We start from the raw sequence: 19462 nt of genomic DNA, 5'->3' as shown, positions 1-19462 counted from the left end.
AAATCACGTCCTCTCGCCTTGCTGTTGTCTGCATTTTTGCCACACAGGTAAATAGATATGAAAAGCTGTACCTTTTCCCAGCTCACTGACCACATCCATCCTACCGTGATGATCTTTTAAAATCGCTGCACAGATGGTGAGGCCAAGCCCCGTCCCTTCTGTTTTCGTAGAGAAGAAAGGATCATATATTTTCTGAATATCCTCTTCAGACATCCCTTTTCCTTCATCTTGAATGGTAATTTTCCATTCGTTCATCACTTTTTCTGTTGATATGTATATGCTGCCGCCTTCGGGCATTGCCTCAATGGCATTTTTGATTAAATTAATGAACAGCTGCTTCATTTGATTAGCGTCTGCTAATATAGCGCCGGCATCCTGCTTTTTAAATGGCTGTTTGAGATCAATATTCGAAAGGACTGCATTGGTTTTTAGCAATGTAATGACCTGCTCTAACAGTCCATGAAGCTGAACTTCTTGAAAATGGACAGACTGCGGTTTTGCCAGCACAAGCAGCTCACTTAAAACAAAATCAATCCGTTTAATTTCGGAAAAGATAATGTCAAAATAATCGGTTCTTTCAGGATATTGTGTTTTCATTAGCTGCAAAAAGCCGTTTACTGAGGTCAGCGGATTTCTGACTTCATGGGCGATTCCAGCGGCTATTTGTCCTGCAACGGCTAACTTTTGCGCCTGCATTTGCACTTGTTGATTTGATCTTTCAAGTTCAAGCTTTGCCAGCTTTTGTTTTGTAATATCTGCAACTGTTCCAATACCTCCAGTAAACTGGTGCTGCTCATCAAAGTAGAGCTTATAATGAACGTCTCCCCATACTTTCTTCCCCTCTTTATGAAGAAGCTGCAGCTCGATCCGTCCTGAATCTTTATGCTCTTTGATGACAGATGACAAATGCTGAATAACTCTTTCTTCTTGATCAAAGTACTGATTGTACATCGTACCTAGACATTCATCTATGTCATAGCCGGTCATTTGTTTCCATGCTTGATTTAAGAAGATGATGTGCCCTTTTTCATCTGTTTCAAAGACAATTTCTTGCAAGTTATCTGTAATTCGATTCAGCCGCTCTGTCAGTTCGTGTGCTTCTTTTTCTCTCTTATTTAGATCTGACACAAGTAAATTCAAGCGGTCTACATATCCTGAGACAACCCAGATCCCTGCTAACACAACGACAGTAAAAGCTAGATCGAGCGGCCAATTAATTTGATAGCCGCCTAGATAATAAAAGAAATCCCAGCTTATGATTAAGATAAATGCAAGAACAGATAACACGATCCGCACTTGATATGTTTTGTTCAAATGATTCCACCTGCCGCCCTGAGATTCTTTGTCAATTGTACCATTTTCCACTTATTTTTTGAGGGAGATGGGGCATTTTTAAGGAACTTTTTTAAAGAAAAAATAGCCTGTTCTCAGCACAAAGGAAGAGAGCAGGCTATTTTGATTACTTCTGAAGAGCTTCTTGCAGCTCTTTTAACAGCAGTTCTGCGCCTTCAGCGCTTAATGTAATTTGACCATTTCCATATTCATGGTTCTCTGATGTAATCTCACCAGTCATGAGACAAACGCCCTCTGGCTGATATTTTTTCAAGACGATTTTATCTCCATCTATAAAAAATTCCATACTGTCTTTAATAGCGATATCAAGTGCTCTTCTCAATTCGATTGGCATCACAATACGCCCTAGTTCGTCTACTTTTCTTACGACTCCGATAGATTTCAATTTCGTTCCCTCTTTCTTTCATTAGCTCAAGATCAATCTGTTTTTCACCAATTGATATATCGTAGACGTAAGAGATTCTTAAAAGGTTTCTCCTCTATAAAAATTTTTTTCATAAAAGAAAAAACAAAGGGAAAATTTATTGTGATTGTCAAAATGATACTTGAATTTTACAGATTCATTTCAAGGTGATCACAAACCCCCACAAATGACATCAACCCTCTGAACTTTTAAATGTAAAATTGTTTAAAACAGCAAAAATAGAGATTGGGTGAAAACATGTTTCAAAATGCCGAAATTGGAATTGATTTAGGAACAGCTAACATATTGGTTTATAGTAAAAATAAGGGAATTATTTTAAATGAACCGTCCGTCGTAGCAGTTGATACAGAAACAAAGACTGTACTTGCCGTCGGATCAGAAGCGAAAGAAATGATCGGGAAAACACCTGGGAAAATTGTTGCGATCCGTCCGATGAAAGACGGTGTCATCGCTGATTATGATATGACAACAGATTTACTTAAACAAATCATGAAAAAAGCAGGAAAAAATATCGGGTTTACTTTCAGAAAGCCAACTGTCGTTGTATGTACACCATCTGGTTCAACAGCTGTTGAGCGCCGCGCGATCAGCGATGCTGTGAAAAACTGCGGAGCAAAACATGTGCATTTAATTGAAGAACCTGTTGCAGCTGCAATCGGTGCTGATCTTCCGGTAGACGAGCCTGTTGCGAACGTTGTAGTCGATATTGGCGGCGGAACAACAGAAGTTGCAATCATTTCATTTGGCGGCGTTGTCTCTTGTCATTCGATCCGAATTGGCGGCGATCAGCTGGATGAAGATATCATTACGTTTGTCAGAAAGAAATATAACCTATTAATCGGTGAACGGACTGCCGAGCAGGTGAAAATGGAAATTGGGTATGGTCTCATTGAGCATGAGCCTGAATCATTAGAAGTGCGCGGGCGCGATCTTGTGACAGGTCTGCCAAAAACGATCACACTTGTCTCTCATGAAATTCAAGGCGCCATGCGTGAATCACTTCTTCATATTTTAGAAGCGATCCGTGCCACATTAGAGGACAGCCCTCCAGAGCTAAGCGGAGATATTGTAGACCGCGGCGTCATTTTAACTGGCGGAGGCGCTCTTTTAAATGGAATACAAGAATGGCTTTCTCAAGAGATTGTTGTTCCAGTCCATATTGCAGCCAATCCCCTTGAATCTGTTGCAATTGGAACAGGTCGTTCATTAGAAGTGATCGACAAATTGCAAAAAACTTTAAAATAATCTTCTTGTTCTACTTCTTTTTTTGTCATTTCGATCATATCGTGAGAAATGGATAAACGTGAAGGAGGAAGAACATGTTGCTTGATTTAGGTAAACGGGTCGTTGTCACAGTCATTTTAACGGGTATTATTTTAGGAGGAATGAGCCTGTCGTTTTCACATATGCCGCCTTCTAATGCACAGCCTGTGAAACAACTGAACCGCTAAAAAAGCCGCACGAAAGCGGCTTTTTTATTTTGGCTTTAAACGGGCTCCCCATTTTCCTTTTCGGTCATAAATCTGATATGATGAACATGACTAAAGGAGGGGTTTTTATGAGTTCATTTGAAAAACAACTAGATCAATATGCGAAGACCATCGTTGAAGTCGGTGTGAACGTACAAAAGGGGCAGGAAGTCGTTGTATCCGCATTTACTGAATCTGCACATCTTGTTCGTCTTGTAGCAAAACACGCGTATGAGCGCGGGGCGAAAAACGTACATATCCGCTGGAGTGATGGTGTTCTCACCCGTTTAAAGTATGAACATGCACCGCAAGATGTATTTGAGCAATTCCCTGAATGGGAAGCACAGATGATGGAAACCATCGCAAAACGCGGAGGCGCTTTTATTACCATCCTGTCAGAAAGCCCTGACCTTTTGCGAGGCATTGATTCGAAAAAAATCGCTGCACAGCAAAAAGCTGCTGGTTCAGCACTACATACATATCGTCAATACGTTCAATCTGACAAAGTCGCTTGGACAGTCGTAGGTGCTGCATCAAAAGAATGGGCGAAAAAGATTTTCCCTGATCATACAGATGAAGAAGCTGTCACGTTATTGTGGGATCAAATCTTTAAAGTCGCACGCGCTGATCAAGCAGATCCAGTAGAGGCTTGGAAAAAGCACGATGCGTCATTAAACGAAAAGGTCAAAATACTCAATGAACGCCACTACCACAAGCTTCATTATGAAGCACCGGGCACAGACTTAACGATCGAGCTTCCAGAGCAGCATATTTGGGTAGGTGCTGGCAGCGTAAGTGAACGCGGCGTTTCGTTCATGGCCAACATGCCGACAGAAGAAGTCTTTACCGTACCGAAAAAAGACGGTGTAAACGGGACAGTCTCAAGCACAAAGCCGCTCAGCTATGCTGGAAACATCATTGATGAGTTTTCATTAACCTTTGAAAATGGCCGGATTGTGGATGTGAAAGCAAAAGAAGGCGAAGATATTTTAAAATCTCTCGTTGAAACAGATGAAGGCTCTCATTATCTAGGTGAGGTTGCCCTCGTACCAGATGATTCACCAATTTCTAACTCAAATATTCTTTATTACAATACACTTTACGATGAAAATGCATCAAATCACCTTGCCATCGGCAGCGGATATGCGTTTAATATCGAAGGCGGAAAAGAAATGAAACGAGAGGAATTGGATGCTGCGGGTGTGAACAGCAGTATTACACACGTTGATTTTATGATTGGTTCAAAGGAAATGAATATTGACGGAATCACAAAAGACGGGAAACGCGAACCGATCTTCCGAAATGGAAACTGGGCGATTTAATCAAAAAAAGACATCCAATGGATGTCTTTTTTATTTATGCGTAAAGCTCTTCAAGTCTTTTTTGGATGTCTTGATCTGATAAAAACTCATCATATGTTGTTTGTTTATCGACGATGCCATTTGGCGTCACTTCGATAATCCGGTTTGCAACTGTTTCAACAAACTGATGGTCATGAGATGAGAAGAGCATGGCTCCTTTAAAGCTCATGAGACCGTTATTCAACGCTGTAATGGATTCTAGGTCTAAGTGGTTCGTTGGCTCATCCAGCAGCAAAATATTCGCTCCTGACAGCATCATTTTTGATAACATACAACGAACCTTTTCTCCTCCTGATAAAACACTTGCTTTTTTCTTCACTTCTTCCCCAGAGAAAAGCATACGTCCTAAGAAACCACGCAGGAAGCTTTCGCTTTGATCATTCGGAGAATATTGACGAAGCCAATCAACGAGATCAACGTCATTCCCTTCAAAGTATTCACTATTATCTTTCGGGAAAAAGGCTTGTGACGTTGTGACGCCCCATTTAAATGATCCGCTGTCTGGCTCCATTTCACCAGCAAGGATTTTAAATAATGTGGACACAGCAAGCTCATTACGGCTTAAGAACGCAATTTTATCTTCGCGGTTCATAATAAAGCTGACATTATCCAGTACTTTTACACCGTCAATTGTTTTTGATAGACCTTCTACTTGAAGGACATCATTTCCGATTTCGCGCTCTGGTGCAAAATGAACATACGGATATTTACGTGAAGAAGGCTTAATGTCATCTAAAGAGATTTTATCAAGCAATTTCTTTCTTGATGTCGCTTGCTTGGATTTAGAAGCGTTCGCACTAAACCGGGCAACGAATTCTTGAAGCTGCTTAATTTGTTCTTCTTTTTTCTTATTTGCTTCTTGGCTTAGTTTCAGCGCTAACTGGCTGGACTCATACCAAAAATCATAGTTACCGACGTATACTTGGATTTTTCCGAAATCAAGATCCGCAATATGTGTACATACTTTATTTAAGAAATGACGATCATGCGAAACGACGATGACGGTATTTTCAAAGTTAATGAGGAACTCTTCGAGCCACTGGATTGCTTGTAAGTCCAAGTGGTTCGTCGGCTCATCGAGAAGCAGAACGTCAGGCTTGCCAAATAAAGCTTGAGCTAAAAGTACTTTTACCTTTTCAGAACCGCCAAGCTCAGACATTTTCTTCGATTGAAGGCTTTCTGGAATGCCAAGACCCTTTAATAGGATCGCTGCTTCACTTTCAGCTTCCCAACCGTTTAATTCAGCAAATTCACCTTCAAGTTCTGCTGCACGAATCCCATCTTCATCTGAGAAATCAGGTTTCATATAGATCGCATCTTTCTCCTGCATCACATCATATAGACGTTTGTGACCCATGATGACGACTTTTAGCACTTCAAACTCTTCGTATTCAAAGTGGTTCTGTTTTAAAATCGCTAAACGCTCACCAGGACTCATATGAACATCGCCCGTTTGAGGCTCAATTTCGCCAGAAAGAATTTTTAGGAACGTTGATTTACCAGCTCCATTGGCACCAATTAATCCGTAACAGTTGCCAGGAGTGAATTTAATATTTACTTCTTCAAATAGTTTACGATCAGCAAAGCGCAAACTAACATTATTTACTGCAATCATTTATTAATCCTCCATCACTCATTCATCATTATGAAGTATAACATGAATAACGTTTGATAGAAACGTCTCTCGCTAAGAACGAAGGCTTTTTGTCTATTATGATATAATAAACGGGAATGATTGATTGAAGGAGTTCGGGCGATTTGAGATTACTCACACTGATGGAATACTGTTTATTGATTTTCTTTATGGGCATTTATTTATCTGCAACAGGCTTTAATGCGAGGGACTTTGGCCTTTATATTGGGCTTGTCCTCATTTACACACTGGTTCACATCTTTTCCAAACGCTTTTTACAAAAGCGGGGAAAAGAAAACCAAAAGATCGGATTGTTTCGATCCGTTTTAGCCATTACCGGATCTGTGTTCGCTTCTGTTCTTGCGATTGTGATCATTGTGACGGTGCTCACACCAAATTAAAAACGACCCTTCTGTAAGGGTCGCTCGTTCAAGTACCTTTCTCTTGCCCATGAGAAGGTGCTTTTATTTTGTCTGTCGAATATCGCCAAATGGGAAGAAAACAAATTCTGATGTCCCGACAACCCGATCCTTTTCAATGAGGCCAAGTCCATTTCGGCTGTCCATGGAATTTAATCTGTTGTCCCCCATCACAAAGTAATCGTTTTTCGGTACTTTTACTGGACCAAAATCTCCAGTTAAATGCACTTCATACTCTTTCGCATGCGCCTTGTTCTCTTTTAAATAAGGCTCATCTACTTTTTTTCCATTAATGTAAAGCGTATCATCCTTCATTTCAATCGTATCACCTGGAAGGCCGATTAATCGTTTGACATAATGAATCTTCTGACCATCTTTTCCATTAATAATCACGATGTCACCGCGTTTCACACCACCGAGATAGTTAATGGTTTTGTTGACAAACAGCTTTTCCCCGTCATGAAGTGTCGGTTCCATTGACTCTCCTTCCACCACATACGGTTCAAATATAAACGTACGGATGAGCAAGACGAGCGCAAGTGCGATTAAAATGGCTTTGATCCATTCAAACAGTGAACTTTTCTTCTCTGTTTTGGCTTGCTTCGCATCAGATTGAATGTCATTTTCGTTTTGTTTGTTTTCTTCGTTCAAAATACTGCTTCCTCCTAAGACTTTCTGCTAAAAGACTTGAAACGTGAATTGAATAACTTTACTTTATCATATGTCAATTAAAAATTCACAAGACAACCATCTAATTAGATATTTTTTCCTAATTCACTGATAATTAAACAAAAAGAAGCACCGTTTTACACGATGCTTCTCTTCTGCATTACGCTTCTTGTCTGACTGGTTTTTTCAAAATACCCAGTAAAATCGCTGTCACAACGGCACCGATTAAGATGCTGATGATATAAAGAACTGGATGATTTGTTACCCAGAAAACAAATAGTCCGCCATGCGGTGCAGGAAGCGTCACTCTGAAGAATTCCGTTAATCCGCCAGCAACTGCTGCACCAATAACAGCTGAAGGAATCACACGAAGAGGATCTGCCGCCGCAAACGGGATCGCTCCTTCCGTGATGAAGGCAGCTCCCATGAAGTAACATGTAATCCCTGCTTCACGGTCACGTTTTGAAAACTTATTTCTAAAGATCGTTGTTGCAAGTGCAATACCTAGTGGTGGAACCATTCCGCCTGCCATAATCGCAGCATGCGGTGCATAGTTGCCAGCAGCAATCATCGCAAGACCAAATGTGTAAGCCGCTTTGTTAATTGGGCCTCCCATATCAATTGCCATCATACCAGCTAAAATAATACCCATTAAGACAAGGTTTCCCGTACCTAATGATTCAAGCCAATGTGTTAATCCGTCCATCACCATTTTCACTGGTGTGTTGACAATATAATGCATGATAATGCCTGTGAAGAAAATACCGAACAATGGATACAGCAGAACCGGTTTAATCCCATCGAGTGTCTGTGGTACGAATGTGAATACTTTTTTGAGCAGCACAACAATGTAACCTGCTAGGAAACCAGCAATCAATCCGCCTAAGAACCCTGCACCTGCTGCTGACGCCATAAAACCACCGACCATACCTGGCGCAAAACCTGGACGATCTGCAATACTCATGGCAATAAATCCAGCTAATACCGCAACGATTAAGGCAAGCGCATTATCGCCGCCAATTCCTTTTAAGACAGCTGCAAATGAATTAAATGAAGGGTCCTTAGGATCTGCTGAGTTAATGCCCCAGAAGAATGAAATCGCAACAAGGATACCGCCTCCGACAACAAATGGAAGCATGTTACTTACACCACTCATTAAGTGCTTGTAAAATCCGCTTCTTCCTTTGCCAGATGATTCATTTTCCTCTTTAGAAGAACTGCCGCCTGAACCTTTATAAATCGGCGCATCTTGATTGATTGCTTTTTCAATTAATTCCTGTGGACGGCGAATACCAGCTGTTACAGGGACTTCAATGACATGCTTGCCTTTAAAGCGTTCCATCTCTACTTGCTTGTCCGCTGCCACAATGATGGCTGGTGCTTCTTCAATTTCTTTTGCTGTAAGGGCATGTTTAATACCGCCAGATCCGTTTGTTTCAACTTTAATGTCAACGCCCATTTCTTTTGCTTTTTCTTTCAAAGCATCTGCTGCCATAAATGTATGGGCAATGCCTGTCGGGCAGGCTGTTACCGCTAAAATTTTAGCAGGTTTTCCTTCTGCAGCCGGCTCCTCTTGAACTTCCTCTTCTTCTTCATCATCTTGATCATGTGTATTGATGATCTCAATGATTTCATCTTCAGTCGCCGCTTCAAGGAGCTGCTTTCGAATTTCTTCACGCATAAGAAGTGTGGATAAACGAGAAAGTGCCTCTAAGTGCGTGTTGTTTGCGCCTTCAGTTGCGGCAATCATAAAGACAAGATGACTCGGCTGCGCGTCCAGTGATTCATAATCAACACCAGCAGTTGAGCGGCCAAATGCAATGGCAGGCTCTTTTACACTTGCTGTTTTAGCGTGCGGGATGGCAATTCCTTCGCCAATACCAGTAGAGCTCTGTTTTTCACGATTGATCACAGCTTCTTTGTAGCCCTCTTTATCATTTAACTTGCCTGCTGTATCTAAAACAGTGACCAGCTCTTCAATGACTGCTTCTTTCTGCTGGCTGTCTAATTGAAGCTTAATGGTATGCTTCGTGAGTAGTTCTGTAATTTTCATGATGACTCCTCCTTTAAATGCGTGTGACTTTTACTTGTGGTAATAGTGTGTCAACAAGCTCTTTTGTGCCAAGCTCCTCAGAAAAGGCTGTAGCGCTTCCTGAAGTAACACCAAGCTTAAATGAATCTTCAATTGAAAGGCCTTTTGAAACGCCGGCTAAAAACCCTGCAACGACTGAATCTCCTGCTCCAACTGAATTAACGAGCGTTCCCTTTGGAACATTGGACTGATAGATTCCTTCTTTACTGAATAAAAGGGCGCCATCTCCAGCCATAGAGACGATGACATGTTCAGCACCTTGTTCTAACAGCTTTTTCCCATAAGGAATTGCTTCTTCTGCTGATGAAATACTCGTCTCAAACATTTCACCCAGTTCATGATGATTTGGCTTCATTAAGAACGGTTTCATGTCTGCTGCTTTTTTTAACGCTTCGCCAGAAATATCAAGAACAACTCTTACACCTTGCTCTCTGCAAACTTCAGCAATGCGCTCATATGTGTTATGAGGTAATGAAGAAGGAATGCTGCCAGCTAAAACCACGACATCTCCTTCAGTCAATGAAGAAAATTGAGATAGAAACGACTCAAATTGCGCTTCAGTAATAGATGGGCCGAGTCCGTTGATTTCTGTCTCTTCACCTGTTTTTAGTTTCACATTAATTCTTGTATCTTCTGACACCTCGTGAAAGGCTGTTTGTAATTGTTCGTTCTGTAAAAAATCTTGAATATATTTGCCTGTAAATCCACCAATGAATCCAAGTGCTTTTGATTCAACACCGTGACGTTTTAATAGCCTTGAGACATTGATTCCTTTACCACCTGGATATTTTTGATCATAGGTTGAACGATTTAAACCGCCGACTGCAAAATCCTCCACGTGTACGATGTAATCAACTGATGGGTTTAAAGTAACTGTATAAATCATGTTTTCACTACCTTTATAACCGTTTTTTCATGGTAATTATCGAATGAATCCTCTTTTGCATCGTTTGTGATAATGGTGGCTTCCTGTAAACTAGCAAAGGCTGAAAACGATATTTCGCCAAACTTCGAGGCATCTGATAAGATATAGGTTTTTTTCGCCTGTTTCATGGCTCTTTTTTTCATGAGTGCTTCCTCTGGATCAGGGGTTGTAAAACCCGCCTCGGGATGAATGCCGTTTGTCCCAACAAAGCTTTTGTCAAAACGATAATTTTCCATCGCTGTCAAAGCTGCGGCTCCCACCATGGCTCCTGTTCGATGTTTCACTGATCCTCCTATCAAGTAAAAAGTAATGCCTTTTCTCATAAGTGCTTCAATGTGCATCACACCGTTTGTCACCACAACAATATCTTGATCTGGATCGATATATTCAATCATTTGCTGTGTGGTTGTACCTGCATCTAAATAAATACAGTCGCCCTGTTTTAAAAGAGATGCCGCTGCCTCTGCTACCAATGACTTTTCTTGAAGGTTTTTGGCAGATTTCTCAAATACATCTGGTTCAAGACGAATACTCGAAATCTTGGCTGCTCCTCCATGAACCCTTTTAAGAAATCCTTTTTCTTCAAGGGCTGATAAATCTCTTCTAATTGTAGATTCAGACGCATCCGTCATCATCGTTAAGTCCTGTATTTTAATGACATCATTTTCTTCTAAGCTGTCGATAATGAGTTGATGTCTTTCCGGTGTTAACATGAGAACACCCCTTTTGAAAACGTATTCATTTTGCGCGCACCTTTATTGTAATCGCTTTTTTCAACATTATCAATACAAAACAATCAAATACATTCAATAACTATCAAAATCATTCACCATGGTCATCTTACCTTTATATGTACCATTTGTAAACTGAAAAATATGTGACATTAAGATGAAAGTCATGATATTAGCATTTCTATCATTTTTTATTTCATTCAATGGAACTAAAAAAGCTTTTATGCGATTTGCATAAAAGCTTTTGATGTGTAATGAAGGCGAATGTATACCATTTGTATGCTTTTTTCTTCTCCGAATTATTCATACCTGAGCGATTCAATAGGGTCTAGTCTCGCTGCTTTATTCGCAGGAATTAACCCAAAAACAATACCAATGAGCATACTAAACAGTACGCCTCCACAAACCACTTGCCAAGATACGAGAGACGGCCAGCCGGCAAATAGTGATACTAGCGAAGCGCCGCCTAAACCAAGTGCAATTCCCATCAGCCCGCCGATGAGTGTTAAAACGACAGACTCAATTAAAAACTGAACGAGAATTTGCGCCCTTGTTGCGCCCATCGCCTTTCGAATACCGATTTCTCTTGTCCTCTCTGTCACAGAAACGAGCATAATATTCATCACACCGATGCCGCCGACAAGTAAAGAGATTCCGGCTATTGAGCCAATGATCGTTGTCATAACGGACGTTATTTGACCGATCCCCTCTGCGATTTCTTCCATATTGATCATTTCGTAAGCATCTTCTGTATGATGATTTTCATTTAGTATGGCAGCCGCGCTCTTTCCTACTTCCTTCATTTGATCCGCATGTGCGGCTTGAATAGACAACTTATCATATTCATTCATACCAAATGTGGAGGTGAGCATCGCAAATGGGACATATATTTCATTCATATCAAATGAAAACATCCCTTTCTGTTTTGCTAACACACCGATGACTTCAACTGGCTGTCCGTTCATCCAAATCAGTTCACCTAATGCCTTTTGTCCATTGAATAGTTCTTTTTGTAAGCCATCCGAGATGAGGGCAGCTCTTCTGCCGCTTCTAAAGTCAATATCTCTTAAACTCTGTCCTTCTGCGATTTGTAATGAATGTACATCCGTATACCCCTCATTTATGCCGTTAACTGTCGCATCAACTGTCGTATCTTGAAATCTCAGCTGCATTCCTTGTGCAGTCGAGGAGGCGACCTGCTTCACCCCATGGATTGTCCTAATGCTTTTTATGTCTTCCTCAGTAAATGAGGCTTCGAATAAGGCATTTGGATTTGCATTTAACTCTTCGTCAGAAGGCGTATATGTCATATCAATGGTATTGTTTGGACCTGAAATCGATCCTTTTAAAATTTGCTCACCGCCTTGACCGATCGCCACGACTGCAATGACTGATCCAACACCAATAATAATCCCAAGCATCGTTAAAATGGAACGTAATTTATGAGCTAAAACCGAATTCAGCGCTATTTTGATATTTTCAAAGAGTTTCATTCATAGCGTCCCCTTGTATCCATCTATCTTCAACAAGCCGTCCATCTCTCACAACGACCGTACGGTTTGTATACGCAGCTATTTCTTCTTCATGGGTGACAAGCACAATCGTTGTCCCTTCCTCATTCAGCTGTGTAAACTGTTCCATAATTGACATGCTTGTTTTTGAGTCGAGCGCACCAGTCGGTTCATCTGCTAAAATAAGCTGAGGCATATTGACAATCGCTCGTGCAATGGCCACCCTTTGCTTTTGTCCTCCTGACAACTCACTTGGCATATGTTTCATTCGATCTGCCAAACCAACCTTTTCAAGCGCCAATTCCGCACGTTCTTTTCTTTCCTTTTGACTGATCCCAGCATAAATCATTGGCAGTTCAACATTGCGCCTCGCATTTAACCTTGGTAGGAGGTGAAATTGCTGAAAAACAAATCCAATGGATTGATTTCGAATGACCGCAAGCTCTTGATCCTTTGCTGCTGACAGCTCTGTACCTTGAAAATGATATTGTCCTGTCGTCGGGCGGTCTAAACAGCCAATAATATTCATTAATGTTGACTTTCCAGAGCCGGACGGGCCCATAATGGACATATACTCGCCTTTTTCAATGACAAGATTCATGTCACTTAATACATCAAATGTTTCGTGTGCGACCTCATAGCTTTTTGTTACGTTGGAAAGCTGAATCATTCAGCATCCACTTCCATTCCGTCATACATATCATCTGCTATATGAGCAATGATTTGATCCTCTGCCTTGACACCTTTTGTCACTTCAAGATCATGACCTGACGTTTCCCCTATGACCACTTTTACTTTTTTCAGTACATTTTTTCGAACAACATAAACGTATTGTCCATCAGTCTCTTTTTTTACCGCTGTTTCAGGAATCGTTTGCGCTTGGCGCTTATCTGTTTCAATTTCCATGATCATTTTAAAACCAGGCTTCGCCTCAGGTTTCTTTCCCTTTATTTCAACTTCAACAGGATATTGAACCGTTTGATCGCTCGAAGTTGTTTCGGCTGTAGTCTGGACAGGAACAGCGCCCACTTTTTTCACGACTCCTTGCCAGCTCTTCCCGCGAATAACATCAGATGTTACCTTCACTTTTTGTTTCTTTTTGATTTTGATGGCATCATACTCTGAGATCAAACCCCGCACAATCATTTTTTTCTCATGACCAATATGGATGATCGGCTGTCTTTCTTCCGGTCCCCCTGCCCCGGCCTCTTGCTCAATGGAAATGACCGTTCCATCAATTTTACTATGTACGGTTAAATCTTCTATTTGCGCCTTTACTTTTTCTTGGCTGATCTCTGCTTGCTTTTGTTCTAATTCAGCCGCTTTCAGTTCTAATTGAAGCTGATCTCGCTCGCTTTTAGCATTAGCGTCAGATCCGCCTGCTTTTTTCTCATCTAATTCACTCAGCCTTTTTTGCAATTGTTCCAGTTTTAATGTACTTGACTCAGCCGCTAGTGCTTGCTGCTGCTCCTCAAGCTCCAGTTCCTTGTTTTCATATGTAAGAAGCGGCGTACCAGCCTTTACCTTTTCCCCTTCTTTCACAGCAATTCCCTTCAATTTCCCCTTTTCCTCTTCTTCATAGATGAACTGCTCTTCAGAGAACGAAAGTGTCCCGGGTGTCATCACCGTAGATGTGATTTCTTTCGGCGTGAGTTTGACTGTTTTAATCGCTGCTGTAGAAGCAGGCTTTGCTTGGTTTTTCGCAATATTAAATCCAATAAATAGTCCAATCACAATAATTAAAATAGATCCGATGATGATTTTCTTTCTCATAAAAACCTTCTACCCCCAGTTACTGATATGTTAATTGTTGTTCCTATATATTGAAAAATTAACGATAAGATATAAAAAACGCCTATAATCACCCAAGAAATTCTCGGTGATATACGCCCAACTCGAATGAATAAAAAGCCTGTTAAAACAAGATTCCAGATCACAAAAAGATCGATATTGGCTAACACCGCCTGCCATGGACCAGAAATTCGAATGAGCGCGTTTAACGAGGTAACCGTGATGTCTTTTGGAACATGAAAAAGGATGACTGCCAAATGAGAAATAATCGTTCCAATGATCGTAACGGGCGTAATGAACAGGACCGCTGAAAACAGCTGCCGAAATGATGCATCACCTTTCGCTAAAAATACGATGAACTTATATATAGCTGCATTGATGACAATGCCAAATACCAGGCCAATGAGCGTCACCACATAAACAACAGGTACCGGCAAACTTAAATCTGCCCACATTCCCTTATTTACGTGCTCAGACAAATAAGTCACAACGACTGTTAAAATAAGCACACAAGATAAAGGCCACCAAACAACTGGATGTTCCCATACTCTTTTCAGGTGCTCTGATGGTCTTGTGCTCACTCCAATGATCGTAGGTTTTTGCATGTTTTCTTTCATCAAATCTCATCCTCTCTATGTCAAGCAAGTATGCAAACGCACAAGACGCTCTTTTTCTTTCTATTTTATCAAAAGATTGCCAATAAGTGATCAATCATTTAATTTTCTTATTTTCGTTGAGAAAAAATTTTATCTATTATTCTATTTTCACGAATGAAATCCTTCAAATGACCTCATGATCCGACCATATTCATATCAAGAATCGTGCTTTTACTGACTTAAAAACATTTTATTAAGTAAACAATATGTCTTTCGGAATAAATATCCTTTTCTTTTGGATTCGCATGGTCTTACATAGACACAACAATTTTTTGTTAAAATAATCCTAGTAATTTCGGCAAATCCCGGCTTTATAGGACTATGAATGGTTTCTTTTACAGAACAAATAAGTCTTTAGTATCAATACTTTCATATTAAAAAATTAAAAATAAAGGGATTTTACTTGATCAAAAGTTATTTTTTCATATAATGTAAAATAGAGGTAGGTTAAATGATAGTGGAAATGGAGTCAAGTGAATGTTAAGAGAAAAATTGAAAATGCAATTGATTTTACTGTATGAAAAGGAACAAGAAGCATGGCAATACTTTCGAAAGGAAAGAGAATCGATTTATCATGAGCTCAAATTACTTGATATGAAAGAAAGCAGACCTTCTAACGACAAAATATACTACGCTGCAAGATGTGTAGATATTATTAAAGAGAAAAAGGGAAGCATTGTGAGCACAAAAGAATTAAAGGAACAGCTTCAAGCTCAAACAGATTTCAATGTGAGACGAATCAGCGAATTGTATGATCTCATTCAGCAGCTCGATCCTCACATTTCTAAAGCAAGAAGGGGATGTTTTATTTACGAAGATCACACCCAAGCACCTCTACAAACTTTTCACACATAAAAAATTGGTTACAGCCGGGTGGCCATAACCAAATCCTCTAATATCTATTATCCACCACTTACAGGAGGAATGAGTGCAACAGTGTCCCCGCTACGCACTTCAGCATTTCCCCTCGTATATATTTCGTTGACTGCAACCATTACATTTTGTGCAGCATCAACACCATATACCTCCTGTAATTCTATTTTAATCTCATCAACCGTTGTTTGATCTTTTTGAATGATGATTTGTTGTTTACCGGCCTTCTCAGCAAGGCCGGCGAACAATAACACATTAATCATGCTGATCACCTTCTTTCTCTGCAAGTTGAAGATGCCTAGGTTTACCTTCTGGATATGAAACCGTTTCAAGCTGATCACCTATCCAGGCCTCTCCATCTTCCCAATATTCTTTTTTCCAAATAGGAACGATTTCCTTGATTCGTTCAATAGCATATTCATTGGCTTCGTAGGCAGCCTTCCTATGAGGAGACGAAACGGCGATCGCAACAGCAATATCGGTTATCTCAAGTGTTCCAATCCGGTGCACAATCGCTGCTTCAGTGTCAGGCCACCGATTCTTCATTTCTTGTCCAATCTGCCTTAGCATGTTTTCCGCCATTGGTATGTATGCTTCGTAGGTTAAACGCAATGTTTTCTTGCCGTTTGTCCATTCTCTGACCGTCCCGATAAACGTTGTAATGGCTCCTGCCTTTCGTCTTGTCACATGCTGAATCAATTCGTTTACCTCAATCGGCGTTTTTGTTATTTTAAAAAGTTCGCTCAAAACGTGCCGCCTCCCTTCAATAAGTGAAAAGCAAATGTCATCCCGCGCTTATCAAAAGCTGAAAACACAGGAAACGGGTAATTTTCGGTTAATGGATCCTCTTGAGAAAAATAAATAGCTGCTTGTATATTAGAAAGAGTTGAAAGGTCAATAAGCTCCTCTTCATTCTTGACACAAACGATTTTGCGATAAGGCGCCTGTTTGTACCCCTCTATGAGAACAGCGTCTAACGGAAGATGCTGACACATGTTGAGCAGCTGCTCTAACGTGATGTGCTGCATCGAAAAGTGAAATTCACCCTCTCCTTCCACACCTGCGGCATATGCACCTGCCTGAATATATCGATCAGTATCTTTTTCTTTGAAAAGAAGATCTGGTGTCCCGCCATGTCCATGGTGTTTAAAGCAGCCTAGCTTCAGCCCTTCACATTCAGCCAGCTGACAGAGCTTTTCGATCAACGTGGTCTTGCCGCTATTTTGATAACCGACCACCTGTAATATGCTTAATTTGTCATCCAGCATGGAGACCCACCGCCTTTGTGCTGAAACAGCAGAACATCAACTTGATCACCTGCTTGAAAACCTCTTGTTCCCCCAGGCAGCACGATGAAACAGTCAGCCTCTGCAATAGAGGTCACTGCACTTGATTTATCAAGACCTGTTGGAGTCACACTGATCTGACTGCCAGTGAATTGAAGGGCCGCCCTGACAAAACGAGTGAACGGATTGGCTTTTGGAAAATCATGTGTGAGTTTCGCCTCAGCGAAGCCGGGAAACGGATTTTCTTTCCTATACCATTTATAAATGATCGGTTTCACAAATAATTCAAAGCCCACAAAACAGGCAGCAGGGTTTCCGGACAGCCCAAACAGCAATTGACCATTCGGCATTGCAGCCACAGTCGTCACACTTCCAGGTCTCATGGCTACTTTATTAAACAGGACCTTGGCTCCCAGCTTTTCATAAATGGCAGGCAGAAAGTCAAAATCGCCCACTGACACACCGCCTGTTGTGATCAGAATGTCTACCTTGCTCATGGCTGCTTTTACTGCATGATAACTTTTGTCAAAATCATCGGAGACTCCCCCTAAATCAAGCGGCTCAGCTCCGGCCTCAAGTACTTGCGCATAGACCATACTAAGATTACTATTTCTAATCTTGCCGTCCACCATGGCATCACTTACTTGAAGAAGCTCTGTGCCTGTTGAGATAATGCCAATCACCGGTTTTTTGACAACTGGCACTACCGCATATCCGAATGTCGCCAATAGAGCCGTGACGCCAGGAGTGACATCTGTTCCTTTTTTGACCATCACGTTTCCTTTGAGTACTTCTTCTCCTTGACGAGAAATATTGTCTCCCTTTTTCAGCGGTCTTTTCAGTGACATGAATGATTTGCCGCCTTTTTCAAAAGTCTTCGTCAGTTCAATCATGATGACGACATTTGCGCCATTTGGAATTTTTGCTCCTGTCATAATACGAATGGCCTGAAAGGGACCGATGGTTTTTGCTGAGACCATTCCTGCACCAATATGATCAATGACCTCGAATTCAACTGGATGCGCACTTGACGCTTCTTTTGTATCTTCTGCCCGAAGTGCAAAGCCATCATAAGGAGAACGATCAAATGCCGGAACATCATGGTCTGCCAAAATATCTTCTGCAATAAACCGTCCAAGGCTGTCCTTTAAAGGGACCCATTCTATTTCTCCATGTTTTTCGTATTGGTGAACTTTCTTTATGGCCTCTTCTACTGGTATTGGCTGCCGTCTTTCCATCACACTTCACTCCTATATCCCTAGCAGTCTTGCTAGTAATGAATTGGCTTCTTTTTCATCATTTGTCCCATGGATTAATGCACGTCCCCCTTTGAAACAGACCATTCGGTAGTTTTCGTAGCGTACATGGATTAAGAAGTCGTTTACTTCCACCTCACATATAGATGAGAGCCGCTCTTTTATATGCTGAAATGATAGTTTTGCTAAATCCTTTGATACAATTTGAACGGTGTCACGTCCGCAAAGGACCGTCGATTTTTTACGCTGATCATGTAAATAAGGATAGGTCCTTGCCGTGCCGCAAGTTGGACAGGTCTTCTCTTTAGTGCGAGATAAATCCATTTTAAATGATGTAGACTGCCAAAGATCAAACGTGACAAATTTCCGCTCGATTTGCTCTTCATGACCAGTTAAATATTTGAGTGCCTCTGTTTGCTGATAAGCAGAAACCATTTGAACGGCAGGTGAAATAACCCCCGCTGTATCGCACGTCAAGCCGCCAACAGGCATTGCCGTGAACACACATGATAAACATGGCGTTTTATCCGGCAATATGGTCATATACATCCCCTGACTGCTCACACAAGCGCCATATATCCACGGCGTCTTCGTTTCTAGTGATAAATCATTCATCACCATTCTTGTCTCAAAATTATCTGTTGCATCAATGACGATATCTGCTCTCTGGAATAACGGCCTTAACAGCTCCGCCCCTGCATCTTCAATCAGGGCGTGTATCGTCACTTCATGATTGATCTGCTCGAGACGTTTTTTTGCTGCTGCTGCTTTTGGCACATGTGCGTTTGCATCATGTTCCGTGTACAGCTGCTGCCGCTGTAAATTTGAAAATTCCACATAATCACGATCGACAATCGTAAGCGTACCGATGCCAGACCGAACAAGCCCTTCCGCAGAGGCGGTACCAAGAGCACCGGCTCCAACGATCAGAACATGACTTTCAGCCAGCGCATGCTGTCCTTTTTCCCCAACCGGAGGGAACAAGATTTGTCTTGAATATCGATCATTCAATG

Annotated in this window: 21 protein-coding genes; 5 read left to right on the top strand and 16 right to left on the bottom strand. The window is 41.2% G+C overall.

Going from position 1 to position 19462, the window contains the following annotated elements:
- Positions 1-3: 3 nt before the first annotated feature.
- Entirely contained in the window at positions 4-1314 is a 1311-nt protein-coding gene (locus MHB67_RS06915) for an ATP-binding protein (RefSeq protein ID WP_197172816.1), read from the bottom strand.
- 145 nt (positions 1315-1459) lie between these two features.
- Positions 1460-1738, bottom strand: a complete 279-nt coding sequence (locus tag MHB67_RS06910) for an AbrB/MazE/SpoVT family DNA-binding domain-containing protein (protein ID WP_024424746.1) — start codon at positions 1736-1738, stop codon at positions 1460-1462.
- Positions 1739-2014: 276 nt separating this feature from the next.
- Between MHB67_RS06910 and mreBH the strand changes: the two genes are divergently transcribed.
- The 3 genes from mreBH (at position 2015) to MHB67_RS06895 (ending at position 4568) form a co-directional block, all read left to right on the top strand.
- A complete protein-coding gene (mreBH, locus tag MHB67_RS06905; protein WP_024424745.1) occupies positions 2015-3022 on the top strand; it encodes a rod-share determining protein MreBH in 1008 nt (335 codons plus the stop codon).
- Positions 3023-3096: 74 nt separating this feature from the next.
- Positions 3097-3228 carry a protein YkpC gene (locus MHB67_RS06900; RefSeq protein ID WP_003210922.1) on the top strand — a complete coding sequence of 44 codons (132 nt, stop codon included), beginning with the start codon at positions 3097-3099 and terminating at the stop codon, positions 3226-3228.
- Positions 3229-3335: 107 nt separating this feature from the next.
- Complete coding sequence (locus MHB67_RS06895) at positions 3336-4568, top strand: aminopeptidase (protein WP_024424744.1); 1233 nt, start codon at positions 3336-3338, stop codon at positions 4566-4568.
- 34 nt (positions 4569-4602) lie between these two features.
- Here MHB67_RS06895 and MHB67_RS06890 read toward each other — a convergent pair whose 3' ends face one another.
- Positions 4603-6222: an ATP-binding cassette domain-containing protein gene (locus MHB67_RS06890; protein WP_024426884.1), complete on the bottom strand. Its 1620-nt coding sequence runs from the start codon at positions 6220-6222 to the stop codon at positions 4603-4605.
- A gap of 143 nt (positions 6223-6365) precedes the next feature.
- On the opposite strand from MHB67_RS06890, the gene MHB67_RS06885 reads away from it, so the two are divergent.
- Complete coding sequence (locus tag MHB67_RS06885; RefSeq protein ID WP_024424743.1) at positions 6366-6641, top strand: hypothetical protein; 276 nt, start codon at positions 6366-6368, stop codon at positions 6639-6641.
- Between the two features lie 63 nt (positions 6642-6704).
- On the opposite strand, the gene lepB is transcribed toward MHB67_RS06885, so the two are convergent.
- The 8 genes from lepB to MHB67_RS06845 form a co-directional block, all read right to left on the bottom strand.
- Entirely contained in the window at positions 6705-7277 is a 573-nt protein-coding gene (gene lepB, locus MHB67_RS06880; RefSeq protein WP_029706712.1) for a signal peptidase I, read from the bottom strand.
- A gap of 211 nt (positions 7278-7488) precedes the next feature.
- The gene (locus tag MHB67_RS06875) at positions 7489-9381 is read right to left on the bottom strand and encodes a PTS fructose transporter subunit IIABC (protein ID WP_024424741.1); all 1893 of its coding nucleotides are present in this window, start codon (positions 9379-9381) and stop codon (positions 7489-7491) included.
- 13 nt (positions 9382-9394) lie between these two features.
- Positions 9395-10306, bottom strand: coding sequence for a 1-phosphofructokinase (gene pfkB, locus MHB67_RS06870; RefSeq protein WP_025092362.1), 912 nt, complete (start codon positions 10304-10306; stop codon positions 9395-9397).
- Positions 10303-11058 (bottom strand): DeoR/GlpR family DNA-binding transcription regulator, encoded by a 756-nt coding sequence (locus MHB67_RS06865; RefSeq protein WP_024424739.1) that lies wholly within the window; start codon positions 11056-11058, stop codon positions 10303-10305. Before MHB67_RS06865 ends, pfkB begins: the two co-directional genes overlap by 4 nt.
- A 317-nt stretch (positions 11059-11375) precedes the next feature.
- Positions 11376-12569 (bottom strand): ABC transporter permease, encoded by a 1194-nt coding sequence (locus tag MHB67_RS06860; protein ID WP_133743866.1) that lies wholly within the window; start codon positions 12567-12569, stop codon positions 11376-11378.
- Positions 12556-13257 carry an ABC transporter ATP-binding protein gene (locus MHB67_RS06855; protein ID WP_024424737.1) on the bottom strand — a complete coding sequence of 234 codons (702 nt, stop codon included), beginning with the start codon at positions 13255-13257 and terminating at the stop codon, positions 12556-12558. The genes MHB67_RS06860 and MHB67_RS06855 overlap by 14 nt, the downstream gene beginning before the upstream one ends.
- On the bottom strand, positions 13254-14360 hold the full coding sequence (locus tag MHB67_RS06850; RefSeq protein WP_073205021.1) for an efflux RND transporter periplasmic adaptor subunit: 1107 nt from the start codon (positions 14358-14360) through the stop codon (positions 13254-13256). Before MHB67_RS06850 ends, MHB67_RS06855 begins: the two co-directional genes overlap by 4 nt.
- Complete coding sequence (locus MHB67_RS06845) at positions 14357-14995, bottom strand: YIP1 family protein (protein ID WP_342492868.1); 639 nt, start codon at positions 14993-14995, stop codon at positions 14357-14359. The genes MHB67_RS06850 and MHB67_RS06845 overlap by 4 nt, the downstream gene beginning before the upstream one ends.
- 516 nt (positions 14996-15511) lie before the next feature.
- Here MHB67_RS06845 and MHB67_RS06840 point away from each other — a divergent pair.
- Positions 15512-15889, top strand: coding sequence for a hypothetical protein (locus tag MHB67_RS06840; RefSeq protein WP_024424734.1), 378 nt, complete (start codon positions 15512-15514; stop codon positions 15887-15889).
- Between the two features lie 47 nt (positions 15890-15936).
- Here MHB67_RS06840 and moaD read toward each other — a convergent pair whose 3' ends face one another.
- From moaD to MHB67_RS06815, 5 genes are read right to left on the bottom strand one after another with little or no spacing between them, the layout of a single operon-like run.
- The gene (gene moaD / locus MHB67_RS06835; protein WP_024424733.1) at positions 15937-16170 is read right to left on the bottom strand and encodes a molybdopterin converting factor subunit 1; all 234 of its coding nucleotides are present in this window, start codon (positions 16168-16170) and stop codon (positions 15937-15939) included.
- Positions 16163-16654: a molybdenum cofactor biosynthesis protein MoaE gene (locus MHB67_RS06830; RefSeq protein ID WP_073205015.1), complete on the bottom strand. Its 492-nt coding sequence runs from the start codon at positions 16652-16654 to the stop codon at positions 16163-16165. Before MHB67_RS06830 ends, moaD begins: the two co-directional genes overlap by 8 nt.
- Positions 16651-17175 carry a molybdopterin-guanine dinucleotide biosynthesis protein B gene (mobB, locus tag MHB67_RS06825; protein WP_073208298.1) on the bottom strand — a complete coding sequence of 175 codons (525 nt, stop codon included), beginning with the start codon at positions 17173-17175 and terminating at the stop codon, positions 16651-16653. The genes MHB67_RS06830 and mobB overlap by 4 nt, the downstream gene beginning before the upstream one ends.
- Entirely contained in the window at positions 17157-18434 is a 1278-nt protein-coding gene (glp, locus tag MHB67_RS06820; protein WP_185854372.1) for a gephyrin-like molybdotransferase Glp, read from the bottom strand. The genes mobB and glp overlap by 19 nt, the downstream gene beginning before the upstream one ends.
- Before the next feature lie 9 nt (positions 18435-18443).
- Positions 18444-19460, bottom strand: coding sequence for a thiazole biosynthesis adenylyltransferase ThiF (locus MHB67_RS06815; RefSeq protein ID WP_185854371.1), 1017 nt, complete (start codon positions 19458-19460; stop codon positions 18444-18446).
- Positions 19461-19462: the final 2 nt, after the last annotated feature.

Source organism: Bacillus sp. FSL H8-0516, assembly GCF_038635285.1.
GTDB classification, from domain to species: Bacteria; Bacillota; Bacilli; order Bacillales; family Bacillaceae; genus Bacillus; species Bacillus safensis.
Note: the sequence above shows the minus strand (reverse complement) of the source record. Positions and strands in the feature narration are given on the sequence as shown.